The sequence below is a fragment of the Telluria sp. ZT3P26 genome (genome assembly GCF_059686035.1).
Genome location: NZ_JCASII010000002.1, coordinates 526,679 through 544,744, shown reverse-complemented (window position 1 = coordinate 544,744; position 18,066 = coordinate 526,679). Strand labels below are relative to the sequence as shown.

The window sequence follows — 18,066 nt, the reverse complement described above, 5'->3', positions numbered from 1 at the left end:
GAGTGGTCTCCCGTCTTGCGCCAGTATAGACCTGCCCCCCCAGCATTAAATTCCAAACAATTCCCCCTCCTTCTTGAATTGCGCAATAAAATTGCCATACAAAAGACCGACGTGGGGAAGGTATGTCAAAGATTGAGCTGGATAAAACAGATCGTAAAATCCTGGAGATTTTGCAGAACGACGGCCGCCTGTCGAACCAGGATGTGGCCGAGCGCGTGAACCTGTCGCCGTCGCCCTGCCTGCGCCGCATCAAGCGACTGGAAGAAGCGGGCGTGATCCGCCAGTACGTGGCGCTGCTCGACTCCGACAAGATCGGCCTCGGCTTGCTGGCGTATGTGAACGTGCGGCTGGAAAAGCACAGCGAAGTGGCCAGCACCACGCGTCAGCCGGGCTTGCCGGCAACGTCGCCGCGCAACGATTTCGCGGTGTCGGTGGGCAGCTGGCCGGAAGTCGTCGCGTGCTACGCGATGACGGGCGACATGGACTTTTTATTGCGCGTGCACGTGGGCGACATGGACCACTTTTCGCGCTTCATGATGGGCACGCTGCTCAAGCATCCGGCCGTGCTGGATGTGAAGTCGAGCTTTGCGCTGCAGCGGATCAAGGAAACGACGGCGATGCCGCTGGTGTGAATTACTGCCGCGGCTTGCGTGGCGTGAAGAACTTCACTGCCGCCCGCGTGTTGGCCTTGACCGTGTAATCAATGGCCGCGAACTGCTCCTCCAACGCCTCGGCCATCACGCTGCCCGGGCTGGGCGGCGGCAATTCGAGGTGGGCGTCGGCCTCGCCGTATTCGCGCGTGACGACCATCCCGGCCTTTTTTGCAATATGCATCATCGTCTTGTTGGACGTCAGGCACTGCATGTAGAGCGTGTCGACATCTGAGTTGCGGCAGTGGATCGCCGCGCGCTGGAACAGGCGCGTGCCCACGCCCTGCCCGCGGGCCGAGGCCGACACCGACACGCCGAACTCGGCCACCTGCGCCTTGGCGGTGCTGGTGCGCCCTTCGGTCGGCGCGAACGCCAGGTGCCCCATACCCACCAGCTGGAACACATTGCTCACGACGCCAAAGACGATGTCGCGCTCGAAATCGAGCTTGCCGACATACGCCGTGATGCCGTCGTCGGACATCATGCTGCCAAAGCGCAGCAGGCGGTCATCCTTGTCGAGGGCGAGCAGATGACGCAGCACACGGCGGCGGTCGCGCTCGTGCAATTCCTTGACCAGGACCGGCGGCTGCCCTTTCTTGCCGCGCAAGCCCTGTAACCAGCGGCGTAATGGATTGTCCAGCATGTTCACACCTTCCCGTGCGCGACAACCTGTCGATGTCGCCTGTGAATCTTAGCCGATCCGGTCGGCGTTTGCTGCGTTCCTGGTCGTCGCCGTGCTGCCGGCGGCGCCCTCTTTGGCACGCTCGCGCCGCGCCTGCTCCGGCGCCGGTCCCGCCGGTGCCGCCGGATCGTCTTCGTCGCGCCACTGCGCGTGCTCGCTGACCACGAAGCGGCCCTTGCCGGCCTGCTTGGCTGCGTACATGGCCTGGTCGGCCTCGGCCAGCAGGGTTTCCTGCCCGCGCGCTGCACCCATCTGGCCGCGCGCGCTGGCGATGCCGATGCTGGCCGAGATCCTGATGGCATGACCATCGGCCTCGGTGATCGATTCGATTTCGGCCAGTACCAGGCGCGCCACGCGCAGCGCACCATCGCGCGACGTCACGTCTTCGAGCAGGATAACGAATTCATCGCCGCCCAGGCGCGCCAGCGCATCTTCGGCGCGCAGCCTGGCCTGCACACGGCGCGCGACAGTCTTGAGCACCAGGTCGCCGGTCGCATGGCCCCAGGTATCGTTGACCGCCTTGAAACCGTCCAGGTCGATGAACATCAGCACCACGACGCTGTCGCGGCGGTCGGCGCGGGCCAGCGCCCGTTCGAGCAGGCGGGTCAGTTGCCGATAATTGATCAGACCGGTCAGGCTGTCGTGCTGGGCGAGGCGCTCGAGCTGGACCGACTGCGCCTGCAGCTCGGCAGTACGCTCGGCCACACGCTGCTCGAGGGTTTCGTTGGCCGCCTGCAGGCGATGGTTGACGACGCCGATGATCCGGTAGCTGCGGCGCAGGCGCACGCCGGCATAGACCAGCAGCACCAGCAACAGGCCGGAATACGCCGCCAGGTAGCCGCGAAAACGCTGGCGCTCGAGCAGCACGGTGGTGAACGAGCGCTCGAATTCCTGCTCCAGGCGATCGAGCACGACATCACTGCCGACGGCAGCGATCTGCGCTTCGAGCAGGTTTTCCAGCGGCCGCTTTTCGAGGATCACGCGGCTGCTCAGGATCACGGCGTCCATCTTGTCGACGACGGCGGGCGAAAAGGCGATCTCCTGGGCGGCGACATTGCCGAGGATTTCTTCGATGCGGGTTGCCAGCAACGGCGACGGCGCGATGTTGTAGCGCAGGATGTCAGTGAGCAGCGCATTGAGCGTCGTGTCGAGCCGCACGACGAACTGGGCCGGCGCCAGCGCGCCTTCGATGCCCGAAATTTCGGTTTTCAGGTCGGCCACGGCCGGTGGCATGTGCAGCAGCGCTGCGCGCAGGCGCGGATTGTGGCGCGCGAACTCGGCCACCAGCATTTCCTTGTTGCGCAGCGCCACCCGTAGCTGGGCGCAGGCCTCGGTGGCGGCGTGGCTGCCGGTGAGCGGCGCGGCTTCTTCCAGCCGCGCCATCAGGATGCGCATGCGCGGCAGTTGCGAGCTCAGGTCGGGCCGGAGTGCGGCGCGGCCGGTGTGGGCGCGCAGCAGGTTGGCATCCCATTCGGCATCGAGCTTCTCGAATTCGCGCAGGTTGAGCAGGACGTTGCTGCGCACTTCCGGGTCGATCACCTCGGTGCGGGTGTACAGAAACACCAGCAGCGCGCTCATCAATACGACAGCCAGGGTCGCCAATAACAGGCGGCGGCGCCGTACCCAACTCACTACCCGCCGTCCCGGCATCCTGAACATCGTTTTTCTCCAACGCAACAATTAACATATTGAAGAATAGCAAAACGTTGGGCCACACTGTACGCGGGGTGTAACTACATGTAACTGTGACGCTCTACAGCGCGGTTTTTCACACTTTATTACAAATGGCGGCCACGGCATCCACGCGCGCCAGATGTACGGCCTGCGCAATCCGGTCGCGCTGGTCGCAGCGCGCGGCCACGGCGCCGGCATCCACGCCCCGCGCCGTGCCAAGGGCTTGCAGCAGCCAGTCGCCTGCCGGGTCGTGCTCCGGATCGGCCGCGTGGCAACGCGTGGCCAGCAACATCTGGGCAAACCGGTCACTCTTGCGGAAAGCATCACTGCGCTCGAACAGCGTGACGAGCGCCTCGGCATCGAGTGCGCGCGCCTGCGCCAGCACGCCATGCTCGCGCGCCGTCATCAAGGCCAGGTCGCGGCATTCGTTGGGCACTTTCAGGCGTTTCGACACTGCCTCGACGGCGGCCGTGCCAACGTCGCGCATCAGCGCGGCGAAGCGGATCTCGAGCGGGTGGTCCTGCTGCGCGGCGGTGTCGATGACGCGCAGCGTGTGCGCCTGTGTATCGAGCTCGGGCAACAGGCGCGCCAGCGCACCGCACTCGTCCAGCACGAGCAGCATGCGCGACGGCTGGCGTTCCATCAGGCCGCGTGCCAGCTCCTGCCAGACGCGCTCGGGCACGAGGGCATCGACCTCCCCTGCCTCGACCATCTGGCGCATCAGGACATTGGTGTCGTCCGCCACCCGGAATTCGGGCAGGCGCGCGGCAAAGCGCGCGACGCGCAGGATGCGTACCGGGTCTTCGGCAAAGGCATCGGACACATGCCGGAACAGGCGCGCTTCCAGGTCAGCGCGGCCGCCCAGCGGATCGACGATCACGCCATCCTCGCCCTGCGCCATCGCATTGATGGTCAGGTCGCGCCGCACCAGGTCCTGCTCGAGCGTGACGTCGGGCGCCGCATGGAACACGAAGCCGTGGTAGCCGGGCGCGGTCTTGCGCTCGGTGCGCGCCAGCGCGTATTCCTCCTGCGTCTTCGGGTGCAGAAAGACCGGGAAATCCTTGCCCACGGCGCGAAAGCCGGCCTCGATCATCTGTTCGGGGGTGGCGCCCACGACCACGTGGTCGTGGTCCTTGACCGGCAGACCGAGCAGCGCATCGCGCACGGCGCCGCCGACAACATAACTGCGCATCGCTTTACTCCGGCAAATCGGCGTCGTGCAACGGCGTCGGGTGGTTTTCCAGCATCGCCTCGTTCACCCAGCGCGCCACGGCCGGATGGGCCAGCACGCGCTCGCAATACGCCTGCAGCGCCGGGGCCAGCATCACGCCATAGGTCTGGAAACGCAGCACGATCGGCGCATAGAAGGCGTCGGCAACCGAGAACGCGCCGAACAGGAACTGGTGGTGGCCAAAGCGCGACAGGCAGTCTTCCCAGATTTCGCAGACGCGGCCGATGTCGGCCTGGGCCCCGTGCGTGCGGCCGCGGCCCGGCAGGCGGGCCTGGATATTCATCGGCATCGCGCTGCGCAGTTCGCCAAAGCCGGCGTGCATCTCTGCCACGATCGAGCGCGCCAGCGCGCGCGCCGCCACGTCCTGCGGCCACATATGCTTGTCGGGAAACTGCTCGGCCAGGTATTCGGTGATCGCCAGGCTGTCCCACACCGTCATTTCGCCGGCCAGCAGCACCGGCACGCGGCCCGCATGCGAGTAGCGCGCGATCTCGTTGGACGTGTCGGGCTGGTCGAGCAAGACCTTGATTTCAGTGAACGGAATCCCGAATGCCATGGCGGCGACCCAGGGGCGCATCGACCACGATGACAGGTTCTTGTTGCCGATGATGAGCGTCAAGCCGGGGCTGCGGCTCTGGTCCAGGGTCTGGGTGAGGATCGGGTCGCGTTCGATGGTCTGCATGGGGTCTCGTCAGGGGTACGTGGCGAAGGCCATCCCGGGCGGCGGTTGGAAGCCCGGGACGGCTGCGGTAATCCACGTCAGCTTGCGGCCCAATGCTGCGCCTGTCAAGGCGGTCACCCGGCAGCAGGGCGAACCGCAGTCTGGCCTTGCCTGTCAGTCCAGCACGGACGTGGACGGCCGCGGCGTGATCGTGCCCAGGCGCGCCTTGAGCGACTGCGGCTTGCCCTCGAAGATCGACGCGTAATTGGTGGCGTTGGCCATCACGTTACGCACGTAGCCGCGCGTTTCGGTGAACGGGATGGTTTCGACGAAGATCGCCCCTTCCATCGGTGCGTCGAGCCGGCTGCGCCAGGTGCGCGAACGGCTCGGGCCGGCGTTGTAGGCGGCCGTGGCCAGCACTTGCGAGCCCTCAAAATTGTTCAGCACCATCGTCATGTAGTTGGCCCCGAGCGTGATGTTCACGTGCAGGTCGTTGAGCATGCTGGTGACGAAGTTGTTCAGGCCAATCTTGGCTGCCACCCACTTGCCGGTAGCAGGCATCACCTGCATCAGGCCCGATGCACCCACGCCCGAGCGCGCATCGCGGATGAAGCGCGACTCTTGGCGGATCAGGCCATACACCCAGGCTTTGTCCAAACTCAGACCCTGGGCCGTGGGCCGCAGCACGTCGAGGTGCGGCGCCGGGAAGCGCTGGTCGTAGCTCATTTCAGTGCGCGTGCGCAGCGACGTCTCGACCATGCGGTCGAGCAGCTCATTGCGGCGCGCCAGCTCGGCGGCAGCCAGCAACTGGCGTTCGGACAGGTTGCGCAAGCCCCAGCTCCATTCGCGGTTGCCTTCGGCGCGCAGGCGCAGATCGTAGAATTTGATGGCCCGCTGCAGACTTTGATTTGCCGTGGCCTGGGCCAGTTCGGCAGCCGTGATTGGCGCGATCGGGGGCGGCGCGACCACCTGGTTGCCCAGTTCTTCCTGCGCCAGCTGGGTATAGAAGGTCGTCTGCCCTGCGATGCTCTGCCACTGCGCGCGCGCCTCGGCCGGGCGGCCTTCGCCCTGGTGCGCGCGCCCGAGCCAGTAGACCCAGGTCGAATCCGCGCGCAACGTCGGCGGCATGCTTTCAATGGTGGTGCGCACGGTTTTCCAGTCGCCGCGGCGCAGCGCCATGCGCGTCTTCCACTGCATCTGGAAGTCGCTCAAGGGTGCGCCGTTCGCACGTTCCCAGTACGCGTGCGCTTCGGGTGCCAGCACGATCGAGGCGGCCAGCGCCACATTGGCCCAGCCGATCGCGCGTTCTTCGGCCGTCAGTTGGGCGCTGTTCTTTTCCAGGCCGGCCACCGCCAGGCGCAGCGTGGTGCGTGCCATGCGGCCCACGGCGACCAGATACAGCTCGCGCTCGGCGCGGCTGTTGCCGATCCCGCGCGCCATGGCCACGGCGGGCAGGTCGACCGCCTGGGTGGCGCGGGTTTCGGGCAAGCCGAGCAGGACAGCAGCGCGGCGCGCCGGGCCGCTGGCATTGTCCAGGCCCGCCAGGCGCAGCTGCGTGAGCAGATCGGCTTCGTTGAACTGGCCATTGGCGACCAGTTGCGCGATCAGGGCGCCGCAGGCGTCGCCGTAGCCGGCCGGGGTTTTCAGGATCGCGCGCGCTTCATCGCCAACGCGCTCACCGCGCTCGGCCCTGGCCAGCAGCGCGTAGCAGCGGATCGGCAGGCTGCCGGACTGGGCAAGTGTGCCCGCTTCGCGTTCGAACGTGTTCCATTCGCGGCGCTTGCCCAGCTCCATCAGCCATTCTGCGCGCAGCTGTTCGGCCACGGCCGTGCCTTCGTGGCGCCGCAGCACTTGCAAGACCTCGTCCTGGATGGCATCGCGCAGGCGTGGTTTCAGACGATAATAGTCAACGTAGGATGCCAGCAGGTAATTGGTCACCGGCAGGCGCGACGCAATGGCGTTGGCACGCGCTTCGTCGCTCTGGCGCGCCGCTTCGTGCAGCAACATGAAGTTGTCGTCGTCAGCGCGGCTGGCGGCGCCCGCCACGGAAGGCGCACCCGCCGGAACGGGGGACAGTGCTACCTCGGGCGCGGGTGCTTCCGGGTCTTCCTGGGCCGCTGCGCCGGGCGCGAACGCCAGACTCAGAACAAGGGCAATAGCAGCCGGCAACACGCCGACAGGCAATTTCGATTGAAACATCCACCACTCTCACAATACGCTGCATTGAAACCATGACCGGCGAACCAAGAATACCACGCACCTCCGTGCAGCACCCAGACACAAGTGCTCTACAGCAACCACATCAAGACAAGGCGTTGTTGCGCGACACACTCAAGGCACGGCGGCGTGCGCTCGATCCGGCAGACAAGGCCGCGTGGGACGCGCGCATCGGCGCGCGGGTACTGGCGTGGTGGCACGCCCATCCCCATGCATCGCTGGCCGTCTACTGGCCGCTCGCGGGCGAGCCGGATCTGGGTCCAGCGTACGCGGAATTGGCGGCGGCAGGCGTACGGCTGGCGCTGCCCGTGGTCGTGGCGCGCCATGCGGCGCTGGAATTTGCCGAGTGGTTGCCGGGCGAGCCGACCGTAAAGGACCGAATGGGTGTGGCGGTGCCGGCCGAGTTGCGCATGGTGGCGCGGCCGCCGGCATTGCTGGTGCCGTGCCTGGGGTTCAATGCGCAGGGGTATCGCGTGGGGTATGGCGGGGGATTTTATGACCGGACGCTGGCGCCCGAGCCGCGTCCGAGCACGGTGGGCATTGCGTATGCGTGCCAGTTGGTCGAATTTGTCGGCGACGCGCACGATGTGCCGCTTGATCGGGTGATTACCGAAGCGTGATGTAACCGGGCATATCGAACGTGATTTGAACGCGTGGACGGCAAGCCGCCCACGCGTTCAAATCACATTAACGCAGCCGCTCAAGGCCTGAGCCGCTGCCAGATCGCCGTCGTCGGCACTGCCTGGTTCATGCTGTAGAAATGCAGCCCCGGCGCACCGCCGGCCAGCAACTTTTCGCACAACCCGGTGACAACATCCAGGCCGAACGCCTTGATCGACGCGCTGTCGTCGCCGAAGCTGGCCAGCTTCAGACGCACCCAGCGCGGAATCTCGGCGCCGCACATGTCCGAAAACCGCAGCAACTGCGTGTAGTTCGTGATCGGCATGATGCCGGCCACGATCGGCACCGTCACGCCCAGCTTGCGCACATTGTCGACAAACGCAAAATACGCGTCGGCATTGTAGAAGTACTGGGTAATGGCGGCATCGGCCCCGGCGCCTACCTTGCGCGCGAACGCCTGCAGGTCGTCCTGCGGCGAGCGTGCCTGCGGGTGCATTTCGGGATAGGCCGCCACTTCGATGCGGAACCAGTCGCCGGTTTCCTGGCGAATGAATTCGACCAGGTCGCTGGCATAGCGCAATTCACCGGCGCCGCCGTAACCGCTCGGCAAGTCGCCGCGCAGCGCCACGACGCGCCGGATGCCGCTGTCCTGGTACTGCTTCAGAACGGCACGGATCGACGCCCGCGTGGCGCCCACGCACGACAGGTGCGGCGCGGCGTCATGGCCGGCGGCCTGGATTTCCTGCACCGTCTGCAGCGTACCCTCCTGGGTACTGCCGCCGGCGCCGAACGTCACCGAGAAATACTTGGGCTGCAACTCGGCCAGCTTGGCCCGCGTGACGCGCAGTTTCTCGGCGCCTTCCGGCGTCTTGGGCGGGAAGAACTCGATACTGAAATCAGGAGTTTCCATCTTTGTCGGAGAGAAGCAAGGAAGAAAGCGCCCACGAAATGATGCTGTACAGGATGGCTGCCAGGAAAGCCGACCAGAAACCGGCCACTTCGAAGCCGCCCACCACGTTCGCCACCAGCCAGAACAGCACGGCATTGATGACCAGGATGAACAGACCCATCGAGAGCAGCGTCACCGGCAGCGTCAACAGCACGAGCACAGGCCGGATCAGGGTATTGACCAGGCCCAGCACCAGCGCCGCGATCAGGGCGGTGCCGAGGCTCGAGACTTCGACGGAGTGCATCAGGTAAGGCAGGGCCATCAGGGCCGCGGCATTGATCAGCCAGGTGATTAACAGGCGCATCGTTACAGACTTTCGTGGATTTGGATAAACGAAACGCCCCGAAAGGCGTTTCACATGACAACGGAAAGACTACTGCACAGTCAGGGACTGATCAATAGCGGTAGTGTTCCGGCTTGTACGGACCGTCCTGGCTCACCGTGATGTACTTGGCTTGCTCGTCGGTCAGCGTGGTCAGCTGGGCGTTCAGCTTGCGCAGTTGCAGGCGCGCGACTTTTTCGTCCAGTTTCTTCGGCAGCGTGTACACGCCCACCGGATACTGCTCGGTGTTCATGAACAGTTCGATCTGGGCGATCGTCTGGTTCGCAAACGACGAGCTCATCACGTACGACGGGTGACCCGTACCGCAACCGAGGTTCACCAGGCGGCCTTCGGCCAGCAGGATGATGCGCTTGCCATCAGGGAAGATGACGTGGTCGACCTGCGGCTTGATGTTGTCCCACTCATATTTCTTGAGCGCGGCAACTTCGATTTCGTTGTCGAAGTGACCGATGTTGCAGACGATGGCCTGGTCTTTCATCTTGAGCATGTGCTGCTCGGTGATGACGTGGTAGTTGCCGGTGCAGGTGACAAAGATGTCGCCGTGTTCGCAGGCGTAATCCATCGTCACGACGCGGTAGCCTTCCATCGCCGCCTGCAGTGCGCAGATCGGATCGATTTCGGTGACCCACACCTGCGCCGACAGTGCACGCATGGCCTGGGCCGAGCCCTTGCCGACGTCACCGTAACCGGCGATGACGGCCACTTTGCCGGCGATCATGACGTCGGTGGCGCGCTTGATGCCGTCGACCAGCGATTCGCGGCAACCGTACAGGTTGTCGAACTTCGACTTGGTGACCGAGTCATTGACGTTGATGGCCGGGAAGGCCAGCTTGCCGTCCTGGTGCATCTGGTACAGGCGGTGCACGCCGGTCGTGGTTTCTTCGGTCACGCCCTTGATTTCTGGCAGGCGCTTCGAGTACCACTTCGGATCACGTGCCAGACGGCCCTTGATCGCGTTGAACAGGCAGATTTCTTCTTCCGAACCCGGCTTGTCGAGCACCGAGATGTCGGTTTCAGCACGCACGCCCAGGTGCAGCAGCAGGGTTGCATCGCCGCCATCGTCCAGGATCATGTTGGCGTGGTTGTCGCCTGGCCATTCGAAGATGCGGTGGGTGTATTCCCAGTATTCGTCCAGCGTTTCGCCCTTGACGGCGAACACCGGCGTGCCGACCGAGGCAATGGCCGCGGCAGCGTGGTCTTGCGTCGAGTAGATGTTGCACGATGCCCAGCGCACGGTGGCGCCCAGGGCTTCCAGCGTGCGGATCAGCACGGCGGTCTGGATGGTCATGTGCAGCGAGCCGGCAATGCGCGCGCCCTTGAGCGGTTGCGTGGCAGCGTATTCTTCCTGGATGGCCATGAGACCCGGCATCTCGGTTTCAGCGATGCGGATTTCTTTTTCGCCCCAGGCGGCCAGGGAAATGTCGGCGACCAGATAGTCGGCGGTGTCTTTGAGTACGGCGTTCATCACGCCCTCCTTTCAATGATTAGAAAAAAGTAACGTGAGCGCAGTTGCTGATATCCGAGCCTGGCTGAAAGGAGTCTTTCAGTCGCAACGCTCCTCGGAACGAAGTAGTTTAGCACGCCTGATCCGCAATGGATACGCTTGCCTGGCCCGGCATCGGTACACGGCGTGACCCGGTGCCGGCGGCCAGCGGTTCGGGCTTCACGGCTCGCCGTTAGCGCCAAACGTGCGGAATCCCGAGCGTTCATTCAGGCGTTCCATGTAAGCGAGGATGGCCGGATAGTGCGGCCGCTCCATCGGCGTGAGCAGCCAGCGGTTGACGCACAAGCCCAGCACGACGTCCGCCAGAGAGAATTGCGCGCCCGTCACGTAGGCGCCGGTGGTGGCCAGCTGGCGCTCGAGGATGCCGATATGCCGGTGCCAGCTCGCGATACTCGCCGCGATCTGGTCGGGATCGCGGTGCGCCGGGCTGCCCCGCACCAGCCCCATGAACGCGTAACGCCAGGCATTGTTCAGTTCGGTGGATTGCCAGTCCATCCATTGCTCGACCAGCGCGCGGGCGCGCGGCGTGGCCGGCAGCAGGTGCTGTTCGGCGCTGTTGGCGCACAGGTAGCGGCAGATCGCGTTCGATTCCCATAGCACGAAGTCGCCATCGACAATGACGGGTACGGTCGCGTTCGGATTGAGCGCAAGGAAGGCTTCCTGCTGGGGCGACTGGAAGCCTGCGCCCCAGTCTTCGCGCTTGAACGGGATATCCAGTTCGCTGCAGGTCCACAAGACCTTGCGCACATTGAGCGAGGCAGCTTTTCCGAGAATTTTCAGCATGGGGGCTCCTGTGAAGTGAAAGCAGATGGTTCAGACGGTGATGCGGCCTTCGAGATAGAACACGCACCCGCCTTCCAGCTCGACCCGGCCGTCGACCAGCCGGCACGCCAGTTCGCCGCCGCGGCGCGATGCCTGGAAGGCGCGCAGTGTCGTCTTGCCCAGCCGCGCGCCCCAGTATGGCGCAAGCGCGCAATGGGCGCTGCCCGTGACGGGATCTTCCGGCACGCCCTTGGCCGGGGCAAAGTAGCGGGTGACGCAATCGTAGTCGCCGTCGCCCAGCGCGGTCACGGCAAGGCCAGTGCGGGCCAGGCGCGCGATGGCATCGAAGTCCGGTGCGAGCGCGCGCACGATCCGTGCGTCGGCCAGCACGGCCGTGTACACGAACCCATCATCGAGGACGTCGAGCAGTTCGTGCGGCTTGCAGCCCAGGGCCGTTGCCAGACCGGGCGGCGGCGCCACGGGCACTGGCTTGCGCGCAGGAAAATCCAGCACGTAGCCGGTTGCAGAACGCCGCACCGGCAACGGACCACTTGCCGTGTCGAACACGACCTCGGTGCGACCGGGCTCGAGCCGTTCCATGACGACCGCCGCGCTTGCCAGCGTCGCATGGCCACACAGCGGCATCTCGACCAGCGGCGTGAACCAGCGCAGCCGGTACTGCCCGTCATGCGGTACCAAAAACGCCGTCTCGGACAGGTTGTTTTCAGCAGCGATCGCATGCAGCAGCGCCGTGTCGGGGAACGCGTCCAGCACGACGACGGCAGCCGGATTGCCGCCAAACAGCCGGTCTGTGAAGGCATCGACTTGATAGATGGGTAGTACCTGCATGACGTCCTTATATGACAATGGGCAAGAAAAAACCCCAAAAACTGCGGGGGCAATTTTTGGGGTTCGCAGTGCTGTCGCGGCGTGCGCGCCAGGAACTCAGGCGAGGCCGGCCGCTGCGCGCAGTTCGGCTGCCTTGTCGGTGCGTTCCCACGTGAATTCCGGCTCTTCGCGACCGAAGTGGCCGTAGGCGGCGGTCTTGGTGTAGATCGGACGCAGCAGGTCAAGCATCTGGACGATGCCTTTCGGGCGCAGGTCGAAGTGGGCGTTGACGAGCGCTGCGATCTTGTCGTCCGGGATGACGCCGGTGCCTTCGGTGTACACGGTGATATTGATCGGACGCGCGACGCCAATGGCGTAGCTGACCTGCACCTGGCACTGGCGCGCCAGGCCGGCGGCGACGATGTTCTTCGCCACGTAGCGGGCGGCATATGCAGCCGAACGGTCGACCTTGGTAGGATCCTTGCCCGAGAACGCGCCGCCGCCGTGCGGGGCTGCGCCGCCGTAGGTGTCGACGATGATCTTGCGACCGGTCAGGCCGCAATCGCCCTGCGGGCCGCCGATGACAAAACGACCGGTCGGATTGACCAGGAAACGCGTTTCCTTGAGCCATTCGCGCGGCAGCGTGGTCTTGATGATTTCTTCGATGACGGCTTCTTCGATCTGCGCGTGCGTGACGTCAGGATGATGCTGGGTCGAGAGCACGACGGTATCGACGGCAACCGGGCGGCCATCGACGTAGCGCAGCGTGACTTGCGACTTGGCATCCGGACGCAGCCATGGCAGGCGGCCATCCTTGCGCAGCTGCGACTGGCGCTCGACCAGGCGGTGTGCGTAGTAAATGGCAGCTGGCATCAGCTCCGGCGTTTCATCGCAGGCATAGCCAAACATCAGGCCCTGGTCACCGGCGCCCTGGTCGAGGTCGATGCCCTTGCCTTCGTCGACGCCCTGGGCGATGTCCGGCGACTGCTTGTCATAGCAGACCATGACAGCGCAACCTTTGTAGTCGATACCGAAATCGGTATTGTCGTAGCCGATGCGCTTGATGGTGTCGCGGGCGACCTTGATATAGTCGACGTTGGCGTGGGTGGTGATTTCACCGGCGAGAACGACGAGGCCGGTATTGCACAGCGTTTCTGCAGCGACGCGGGCGGTTGGATCCTCGGTCAGGATCGCATCGAGGATGGCGTCGGAAATCTGGTCAGCCACCTTGTCTGGGTGGCCTTCGGAAACGGATTCAGAGGTAAAGAGGTAGTCGTTCGACATGAAGGCTCCTGTTACGGGTCATAATTCTGCCGCAGCAAACTGAGCCTGCGACGCTTTAGCGACATTTATATTCCGCTTCGCAAGTTGTCTGTTAACTCGGCGGATCCTGCATAAAGTGGTATTTTACGCTTCCTTGGAATTTTGGTGTGGAAACGCGCGTGGCGTCCGCAACCCAACAATCGACATGCTAGTTGTACTTTTCCGAACACTCTCGGTGTTTCCGTTGCCACTCCTGCACGCCTTGGGCACCGCGATGGGTTGGCTGGTCTATGGCCTGTCGCCATCGTATCGCAAGCGCCTGCGCGCCAACCTGATCCAGGCCGGCTATGACGCCCACTGGCACGCGGCCGTGGCCGAGGCCGGCAAGGCCGCCATCGAGCTCGCGTTCGTCTGGTGCGCCAACCCGCAGCGGGTTGCCAGGCATGCCACAGTGGAAAATTGGGACCTGGTCCAGGCGCGGCTCGATGCTGGTCGCGGGATTGTCTTTCTTACGCCACACCTGGGCTGCTTCGAGATGACGGCCCAGCAAATTGCGCTGCGCACGGCGTTGACGGTCATGTATCGCCCGCCGCGCAAGAGTGCGCTGAAGCCGCTGGTCGAGGGCGCCCGTGCGCGCCACAACCTGCACCTGGCACCGGCTAATCTGTCGGGCGTACGCATCCTGGCCAAGACCCTCAAGAGCGGCCAGCCGATCGGCTTGCTGCCAGACCAGGTGCCGCAAGAAGGCGAAGGCGTCTGGGCGCCGTTTTTCGGCCGCAACGCCTACACGATGACGCTGCCGGCCAAGCTGGCCCAGCTCGGCAAGGCCGACATCCTGCTGGTGTATGCCGAGCGCCGGCCGCATGGCGCCGGCTACATCGTGCGCTTCGTCGAATTCGATGGCGACCTGTCGGGCACGGGTGCCGAGCAGGCGGCCGCCATCAACCGCGCGATGGAGCAACTGATCGCCCGTGCGCCGGCCCAGTATTTCTGGAGCTATAACCGCTACAAGCAGCCGGACGGCGTGGCGGGCCCTGACACCGAGGTCGCACCATGAAGATCTTGCTGGGATTCATGTGGTTGCTGCATTTCTTGCCGTTGCCCATTCTGGGCCGCTTCGGCGAAGCGGTCGGCAGCCTGATGTTCGTGATCCTGGGCAAGCGCCGCAAGATCGCGCTGACCAATCTGCGCCTGTGCCTGCCCGAGCTCGATGAACGGGCACGCCGTACGATCGCCAAGCAGCATTTCCGCGCCTACGCCCGCAGCATCTTCGAGCGCTCGATCCTGTGGTGGGCGCCGGAAGAACGCGTGCGCAGCCTGATCCAGATCGAACCGTCGGTGCCACTGGCCGCCATGCAGGACGGCCCGACGATCCTGCTGTGTCCGCACTTCGTGTGCCTGGACGTGGCCGGCATCGGCGCCCGTGTGATTCCGGTGTGCAGCATGTACGTGCCGCAAAAGAACGCCGATTTCGACCGCCTGCTGCGCCATGGCCGCGAACGCTACGGCCCGGTGCGCCTGGTCACGCGCAAGGAAGGCATCAAGCCGATCCTGCGCGCACTGCGTGACGGCCTGCCCTACTTCATGCTCCCGGACATGGACTTCGGCGAAAAGGATGCCGAATTCGTGCCGTTCTTCGGCGTGCCGGCCGCGACGCTCACCGCGCTGGGCCGGATTGCCGGCACCACCGGCGCCAAGGTCATTCCCGTGATTGCCACCTACCTGCCGAATTACCAGGGCTGGCGCGTGCGCTTTTACCCGGCCTGGGAAAACTATCCGGGTGACGATATGGTCGAAGCGACCCGCCGCATGAACGCTTTTATTGAAGAGCGCGTGCGCGAGGCGCCGGAACAATATTTCTGGACCCACAAACGCTTTAAAACCCGGCCGCCGGGTGAACCTTCGCTGTACGATTGAAGCCATGAAACTGAAATTCACCAAGATGCACGGCGCCGGCAACGACTTCATCGTTGTCGACGCGATCAACCAGCAGGTCGACCTGAGCGTCGATCAATGGCGCCGCCTGGCCGACCGCCGCTTCGGCATCGGCGCCGACCAGATCCTGGTCGTGGAACGCCCGCTGGATGCCGACGTGGACTTTCGCTATCGCATCTTCAACAACGATGGCGGCGAGGTCGAGCAGTGCGGCAACGGCTCGCGCGCCTTCGTGCGCTTTGTCGTCGACAAGGGACTGACGCAGGCGCGCAGCATCCGCGTGCAGACCATGTCGGGCATCATCACGCCGCGCCTGGAAGACGACGGCAGCGTCACGGTCGACATGGGCGCACCGCGTCTCGTGCCGGCGGACGTGCCGTTCGATGAGACCGGCCTGGCAGGCATGGTCCAGGGCGACGACACCCTGTGGCCGCTGCCGGTTGGCGATGACACCGTCTTCGTGTCGGTGGTGTCGATGGGCAATCCGCATGCGGTGCAGGTGGTCGACGATGTCGATGCAGCGCCGGTGGAAGAAACTGGCCCCCTCATCGAGCGCCATGTGCGCTTTCCAAAACGCGTCAATGCGGGCTACCTGCAAGTGATCGACCGGCACCACATCCGTCTGCGCGTGTTCGAGCGCGGCGCGGGCGAAACGCTGGCCTGTGGCACCGGCGCCTGCGCTGCGGTCGTGGCGGGCATCCGGCGCGGCCTGCTGGATTCGCCGGTGCGTGTCTCGGCCCGTGGCGGCGAACTCAGCATCGCCTGGGCCGGGCCCGACCAGCCGGTGTACCTGAGCGGCCCGGCCGTGTCTGTGTTCGAAGGCGAAGTCGAGATCTGATCCTGAGGCCGCCCGGCCGTCAGGTGGATGCGGTCGGCGAGGCAGGTTTCACGTCCGCGCGTTCAACGATCGATGGTGTGCCACATAATTGGTTCATGTTGAACGCGTGAGCGGGAGACCCGCTCACCCTACCGGTATGCCCATCAAGCCACCAGTCCCTCATCGCCGCGATCAGGCGCCACATGATTGAGCAGCGTGCGCAGCCGGTACAGGCGCTGGCGGTAGTTGCCTTCCGGCCCGGCCGGGCTACAATCGACTGCGTCGAACAGGCGCACGATGCGATCGAGCGCCTGGCGCTCGGGCGCCGACGCCACCATCACCAATCGCCGCTTGCTGCGCCCGTAACTGGCGCGGATATCGATCACCAGGCAGTGGCCCTGGTCGGCGGCAACCACATCGAGCAGCAAGGCTTCGGCGCGCGACAGGTTGAACAGCTGCGCCAGTTCGAGGCGCGCGGCCAGCAGCGGATGCGCGGCCAGTGTCCCGGCATGCAGCGCCAGCAAGGCGCCCGTCTCGGTGTACGGCGTGGTGTCCACACGTGGCGCGATCTTGTGCAGCAGGCCGGCCGCTTCGGGCGCACCTTGCGCAGCCGCCTTCTGCAGCCAGTACACCGCCTGCACATCGTTGTTTTCGTTTTCGCGACGCGCGCGCCAGGCGTTATGCCCGCATTCGATCTGGGCGGCGCGATACCCCATCCCGGCCGCGCGCTCGAGATAGCGCTGGGCATCGGCCACATTACGTTGTGAAAATTCTGGCTTGATATAAATGCGCGACAGTGCGTACCAGGCCTCGGCCAGCCCCTGCTCGCCCGCCAGCGTCAACCACCGGATCGCCCGCTTGAAATTGGCAACCTGAGCAGCATGCGCATCGCCACTGTCAAGCCGCCGGCCATCCACCCGCATGCGCGCACAACGCAGGCCCAGCACCAGTTGCGCGTAAGGGTCGTGTTCGGCGGCGGCCAGTTCCCAGAAGACGGCCAGCTCGCCCGGATCGCAAGGCGCGGACACAGCGTCATCCAGCGCCGCACCACCGACACCATCGACGTCGGCGAGCGCCGGATCGAGCAGGCGCGCGCAACGCGACAGCAGCGCGACTTCGTCCGGCGCGAGCCGGCGCAGTTCGCCGGGCTCGCCGCGTTCGCCATGCTCGTCCACCAGCGCCCGTGCCTGCGGCAACGCCAGGCGCAGATAGTCGGCCCAGCGCCGCGCGAACCACAAGGCATCGAGGCCGGCCTGCTGCGCCATGGCCGCGCGCTGCACCGGTGCGGATCGTTCGCCATGCAACGCGCCACGTGCGGCAGGCGCACGGACCGCAATGGCCGGCGTGGCTGACGACCGGCGGGCGGCCTGCTCGTGTTGGCGGGTCAGCAGCACCTGGGCATGGGAAAACCCGGCCCGCGCTGCGTCTTCGAGTGCGCGCACGGCTTTCTGTGACTGCTGCGCGACCGGCGCCAGCGGATCGAGCACCAGTTGCGCAAACACGAGGCCGGCATGCACGCTGCCGTCGTCATAGGCGCGTTCGTACCACTGCGATACGCCTGCTGCGTCGCGCTGCGCCAGTTCAAGCGGGATGTGGTTGCCGATCAATTGCCAGGCCGGCGGACAATCTTGCCGCGCGGCGCGCTCGAGCCAGTGCAGCGCGGTGGGAAGACTTTGCGGCAGGCCGCTGCTGCCAAACAGGTACAGCTTGCCCAGCGCGAGCTGGGCCGCCACCTGGCCGGCACGGGCATTGCGGATGATCGCCAGTTCTTCGCGGTTTGCCATCGTTGGAATACGTGAAAGACGTGGATAGTGTGCCTGCGACACACAGCGGCAACGTGGAAGTTGCAAATATACAAGCGATCCGCGCGACGCGGCGCTGCTGTGCGAACGAGGCCAAAGTCTACGCCGTCGCAGGTGGCGATTCGAT

The 18,066-nt window shown here is 65.0% G+C and carries 17 protein-coding genes and 1 riboswitch; of the genes, 5 read left to right on the top strand and 12 right to left on the bottom strand.

The window, feature by feature from the left end; all coding sequences use genetic code 11:
• The first annotated feature begins 122 nt into the window (after positions 1 to 122).
• A complete protein-coding gene (locus AC56LN_RS10265; RefSeq protein ID WP_183554481.1) occupies positions 123 to 632 on the top strand; it encodes an Lrp/AsnC family transcriptional regulator in 510 nt (169 codons plus the stop codon).
• Position 633: 1 nt separating this feature from the next.
• Here the strand turns inward: AC56LN_RS10265 and AC56LN_RS10260 are convergent, their stop codons facing one another.
• From AC56LN_RS10260 to AC56LN_RS10240, 5 genes are all read right to left on the bottom strand, one after another.
• The gene (locus AC56LN_RS10260) at positions 634 to 1,293 is read right to left on the bottom strand and encodes a GNAT family N-acetyltransferase (RefSeq protein ID WP_482896927.1); all 660 of its coding nucleotides are present in this window, start codon (positions 1,291 to 1,293) and stop codon (positions 634 to 636) included.
• Positions 1,294 to 1,341: 48 nt separating this feature from the next.
• Entirely contained in the window at positions 1,342 to 2,910 is a 1,569-nt protein-coding gene (locus tag AC56LN_RS10255) for a diguanylate cyclase (RefSeq protein WP_499571449.1), read from the bottom strand.
• 190 nt (positions 2,911 to 3,100) lie between these two features.
• A complete protein-coding gene (locus AC56LN_RS10250) occupies positions 3,101 to 4,198 on the bottom strand; it encodes a multifunctional CCA addition/repair protein (RefSeq protein ID WP_499571448.1) in 1,098 nt (365 codons plus the stop codon).
• Positions 4,199 to 4,202: 4 nt separating this feature from the next.
• Positions 4,203 to 4,919 carry a glutathione S-transferase family protein gene (locus tag AC56LN_RS10245; protein ID WP_499571446.1) on the bottom strand — a complete coding sequence of 239 codons (717 nt, stop codon included), beginning with the start codon at positions 4,917 to 4,919 and terminating at the stop codon, positions 4,203 to 4,205.
• 153 nt (positions 4,920 to 5,072) lie between these two features.
• Positions 5,073 to 7,097 (bottom strand): lytic transglycosylase domain-containing protein, encoded by a 2,025-nt coding sequence (locus AC56LN_RS10240; protein WP_499571444.1) that lies wholly within the window; start codon positions 7,095 to 7,097, stop codon positions 5,073 to 5,075.
• A 32-nt stretch (positions 7,098 to 7,129) separates the two neighbouring features.
• On the opposite strand from AC56LN_RS10240, the gene AC56LN_RS10235 reads away from it, so the two are divergent.
• On the top strand, positions 7,130 to 7,735 hold the full coding sequence (locus AC56LN_RS10235) for a 5-formyltetrahydrofolate cyclo-ligase (RefSeq protein ID WP_499571443.1): 606 nt from the start codon (positions 7,130 to 7,132) through the stop codon (positions 7,733 to 7,735).
• An 80-nt stretch (positions 7,736 to 7,815) separates the two neighbouring features.
• Here the strand turns inward: AC56LN_RS10235 and metF are convergent, their stop codons facing one another.
• The 6 genes from metF to metK all read right to left on the bottom strand — a co-directional run bounded on the left by metF (position 7,816) and on the right by metK (position 13,406).
• On the bottom strand, positions 7,816 to 8,646 hold the full coding sequence (metF, locus tag AC56LN_RS10230; RefSeq protein WP_499571441.1) for a methylenetetrahydrofolate reductase [NAD(P)H]: 831 nt from the start codon (positions 8,644 to 8,646) through the stop codon (positions 7,816 to 7,818).
• Positions 8,633 to 8,989 (bottom strand): phage holin family protein, encoded by a 357-nt coding sequence (locus AC56LN_RS10225; RefSeq protein WP_482896920.1) that lies wholly within the window; start codon positions 8,987 to 8,989, stop codon positions 8,633 to 8,635. The genes metF and AC56LN_RS10225 overlap by 14 nt, the downstream gene beginning before the upstream one ends.
• A 91-nt stretch (positions 8,990 to 9,080) precedes the next feature.
• A complete protein-coding gene (gene ahcY, locus AC56LN_RS10220) occupies positions 9,081 to 10,493 on the bottom strand; it encodes an adenosylhomocysteinase (protein ID WP_482896919.1) in 1,413 nt (470 codons plus the stop codon).
• Between the two features lie 29 nt (positions 10,494 to 10,522).
• Positions 10,523 to 10,595: riboswitch (S-adenosyl-L-homocysteine riboswitch) on the bottom strand.
• Positions 10,596 to 10,691: 96 nt separating this feature from the next.
• Positions 10,692 to 11,315, bottom strand: a complete 624-nt coding sequence (locus AC56LN_RS10215) for a glutathione S-transferase family protein (protein ID WP_499571438.1) — start codon at positions 11,313 to 11,315, stop codon at positions 10,692 to 10,694.
• A 30-nt stretch (positions 11,316 to 11,345) separates the two neighbouring features.
• A complete protein-coding gene (locus tag AC56LN_RS10210; protein ID WP_499571436.1) occupies positions 11,346 to 12,143 on the bottom strand; it encodes a PhzF family phenazine biosynthesis protein in 798 nt (265 codons plus the stop codon).
• A 96-nt stretch (positions 12,144 to 12,239) separates the two neighbouring features.
• Positions 12,240 to 13,406: a methionine adenosyltransferase gene (metK, locus tag AC56LN_RS10205; protein WP_499571434.1), complete on the bottom strand. Its 1,167-nt coding sequence runs from the start codon at positions 13,404 to 13,406 to the stop codon at positions 12,240 to 12,242.
• Between the two features lie 184 nt (positions 13,407 to 13,590).
• On the opposite strand from metK, the gene AC56LN_RS10200 reads away from it, so the two are divergent.
• Genes AC56LN_RS10200 through dapF form a run of 3 tightly spaced genes read left to right on the top strand, consistent with a single transcriptional unit; the run spans position 13,591 to position 16,158 of the window.
• Positions 13,591 to 14,442, top strand: coding sequence for a lysophospholipid acyltransferase family protein (locus AC56LN_RS10200; protein WP_499571432.1), 852 nt, complete (start codon positions 13,591 to 13,593; stop codon positions 14,440 to 14,442).
• Positions 14,439 to 15,302, top strand: coding sequence for an LpxL/LpxP family acyltransferase (locus AC56LN_RS10195; protein WP_343025586.1), 864 nt, complete (start codon positions 14,439 to 14,441; stop codon positions 15,300 to 15,302). Before AC56LN_RS10200 ends, AC56LN_RS10195 begins: the two co-directional genes overlap by 4 nt.
• Positions 15,303 to 15,306: 4 nt before the next feature.
• The gene (dapF, locus tag AC56LN_RS10190; protein WP_499571430.1) at positions 15,307 to 16,158 is read left to right on the top strand and encodes a diaminopimelate epimerase; all 852 of its coding nucleotides are present in this window, start codon (positions 15,307 to 15,309) and stop codon (positions 16,156 to 16,158) included.
• 143 nt (positions 16,159 to 16,301) lie between these two features.
• Here the strand turns inward: dapF and AC56LN_RS10185 are convergent, their stop codons facing one another.
• Entirely contained in the window at positions 16,302 to 17,921 is a 1,620-nt protein-coding gene (locus AC56LN_RS10185) for an SEL1-like repeat protein (RefSeq protein ID WP_499571428.1), read from the bottom strand.
• Positions 17,922 to 18,066 lie beyond the last annotated feature (145 nt).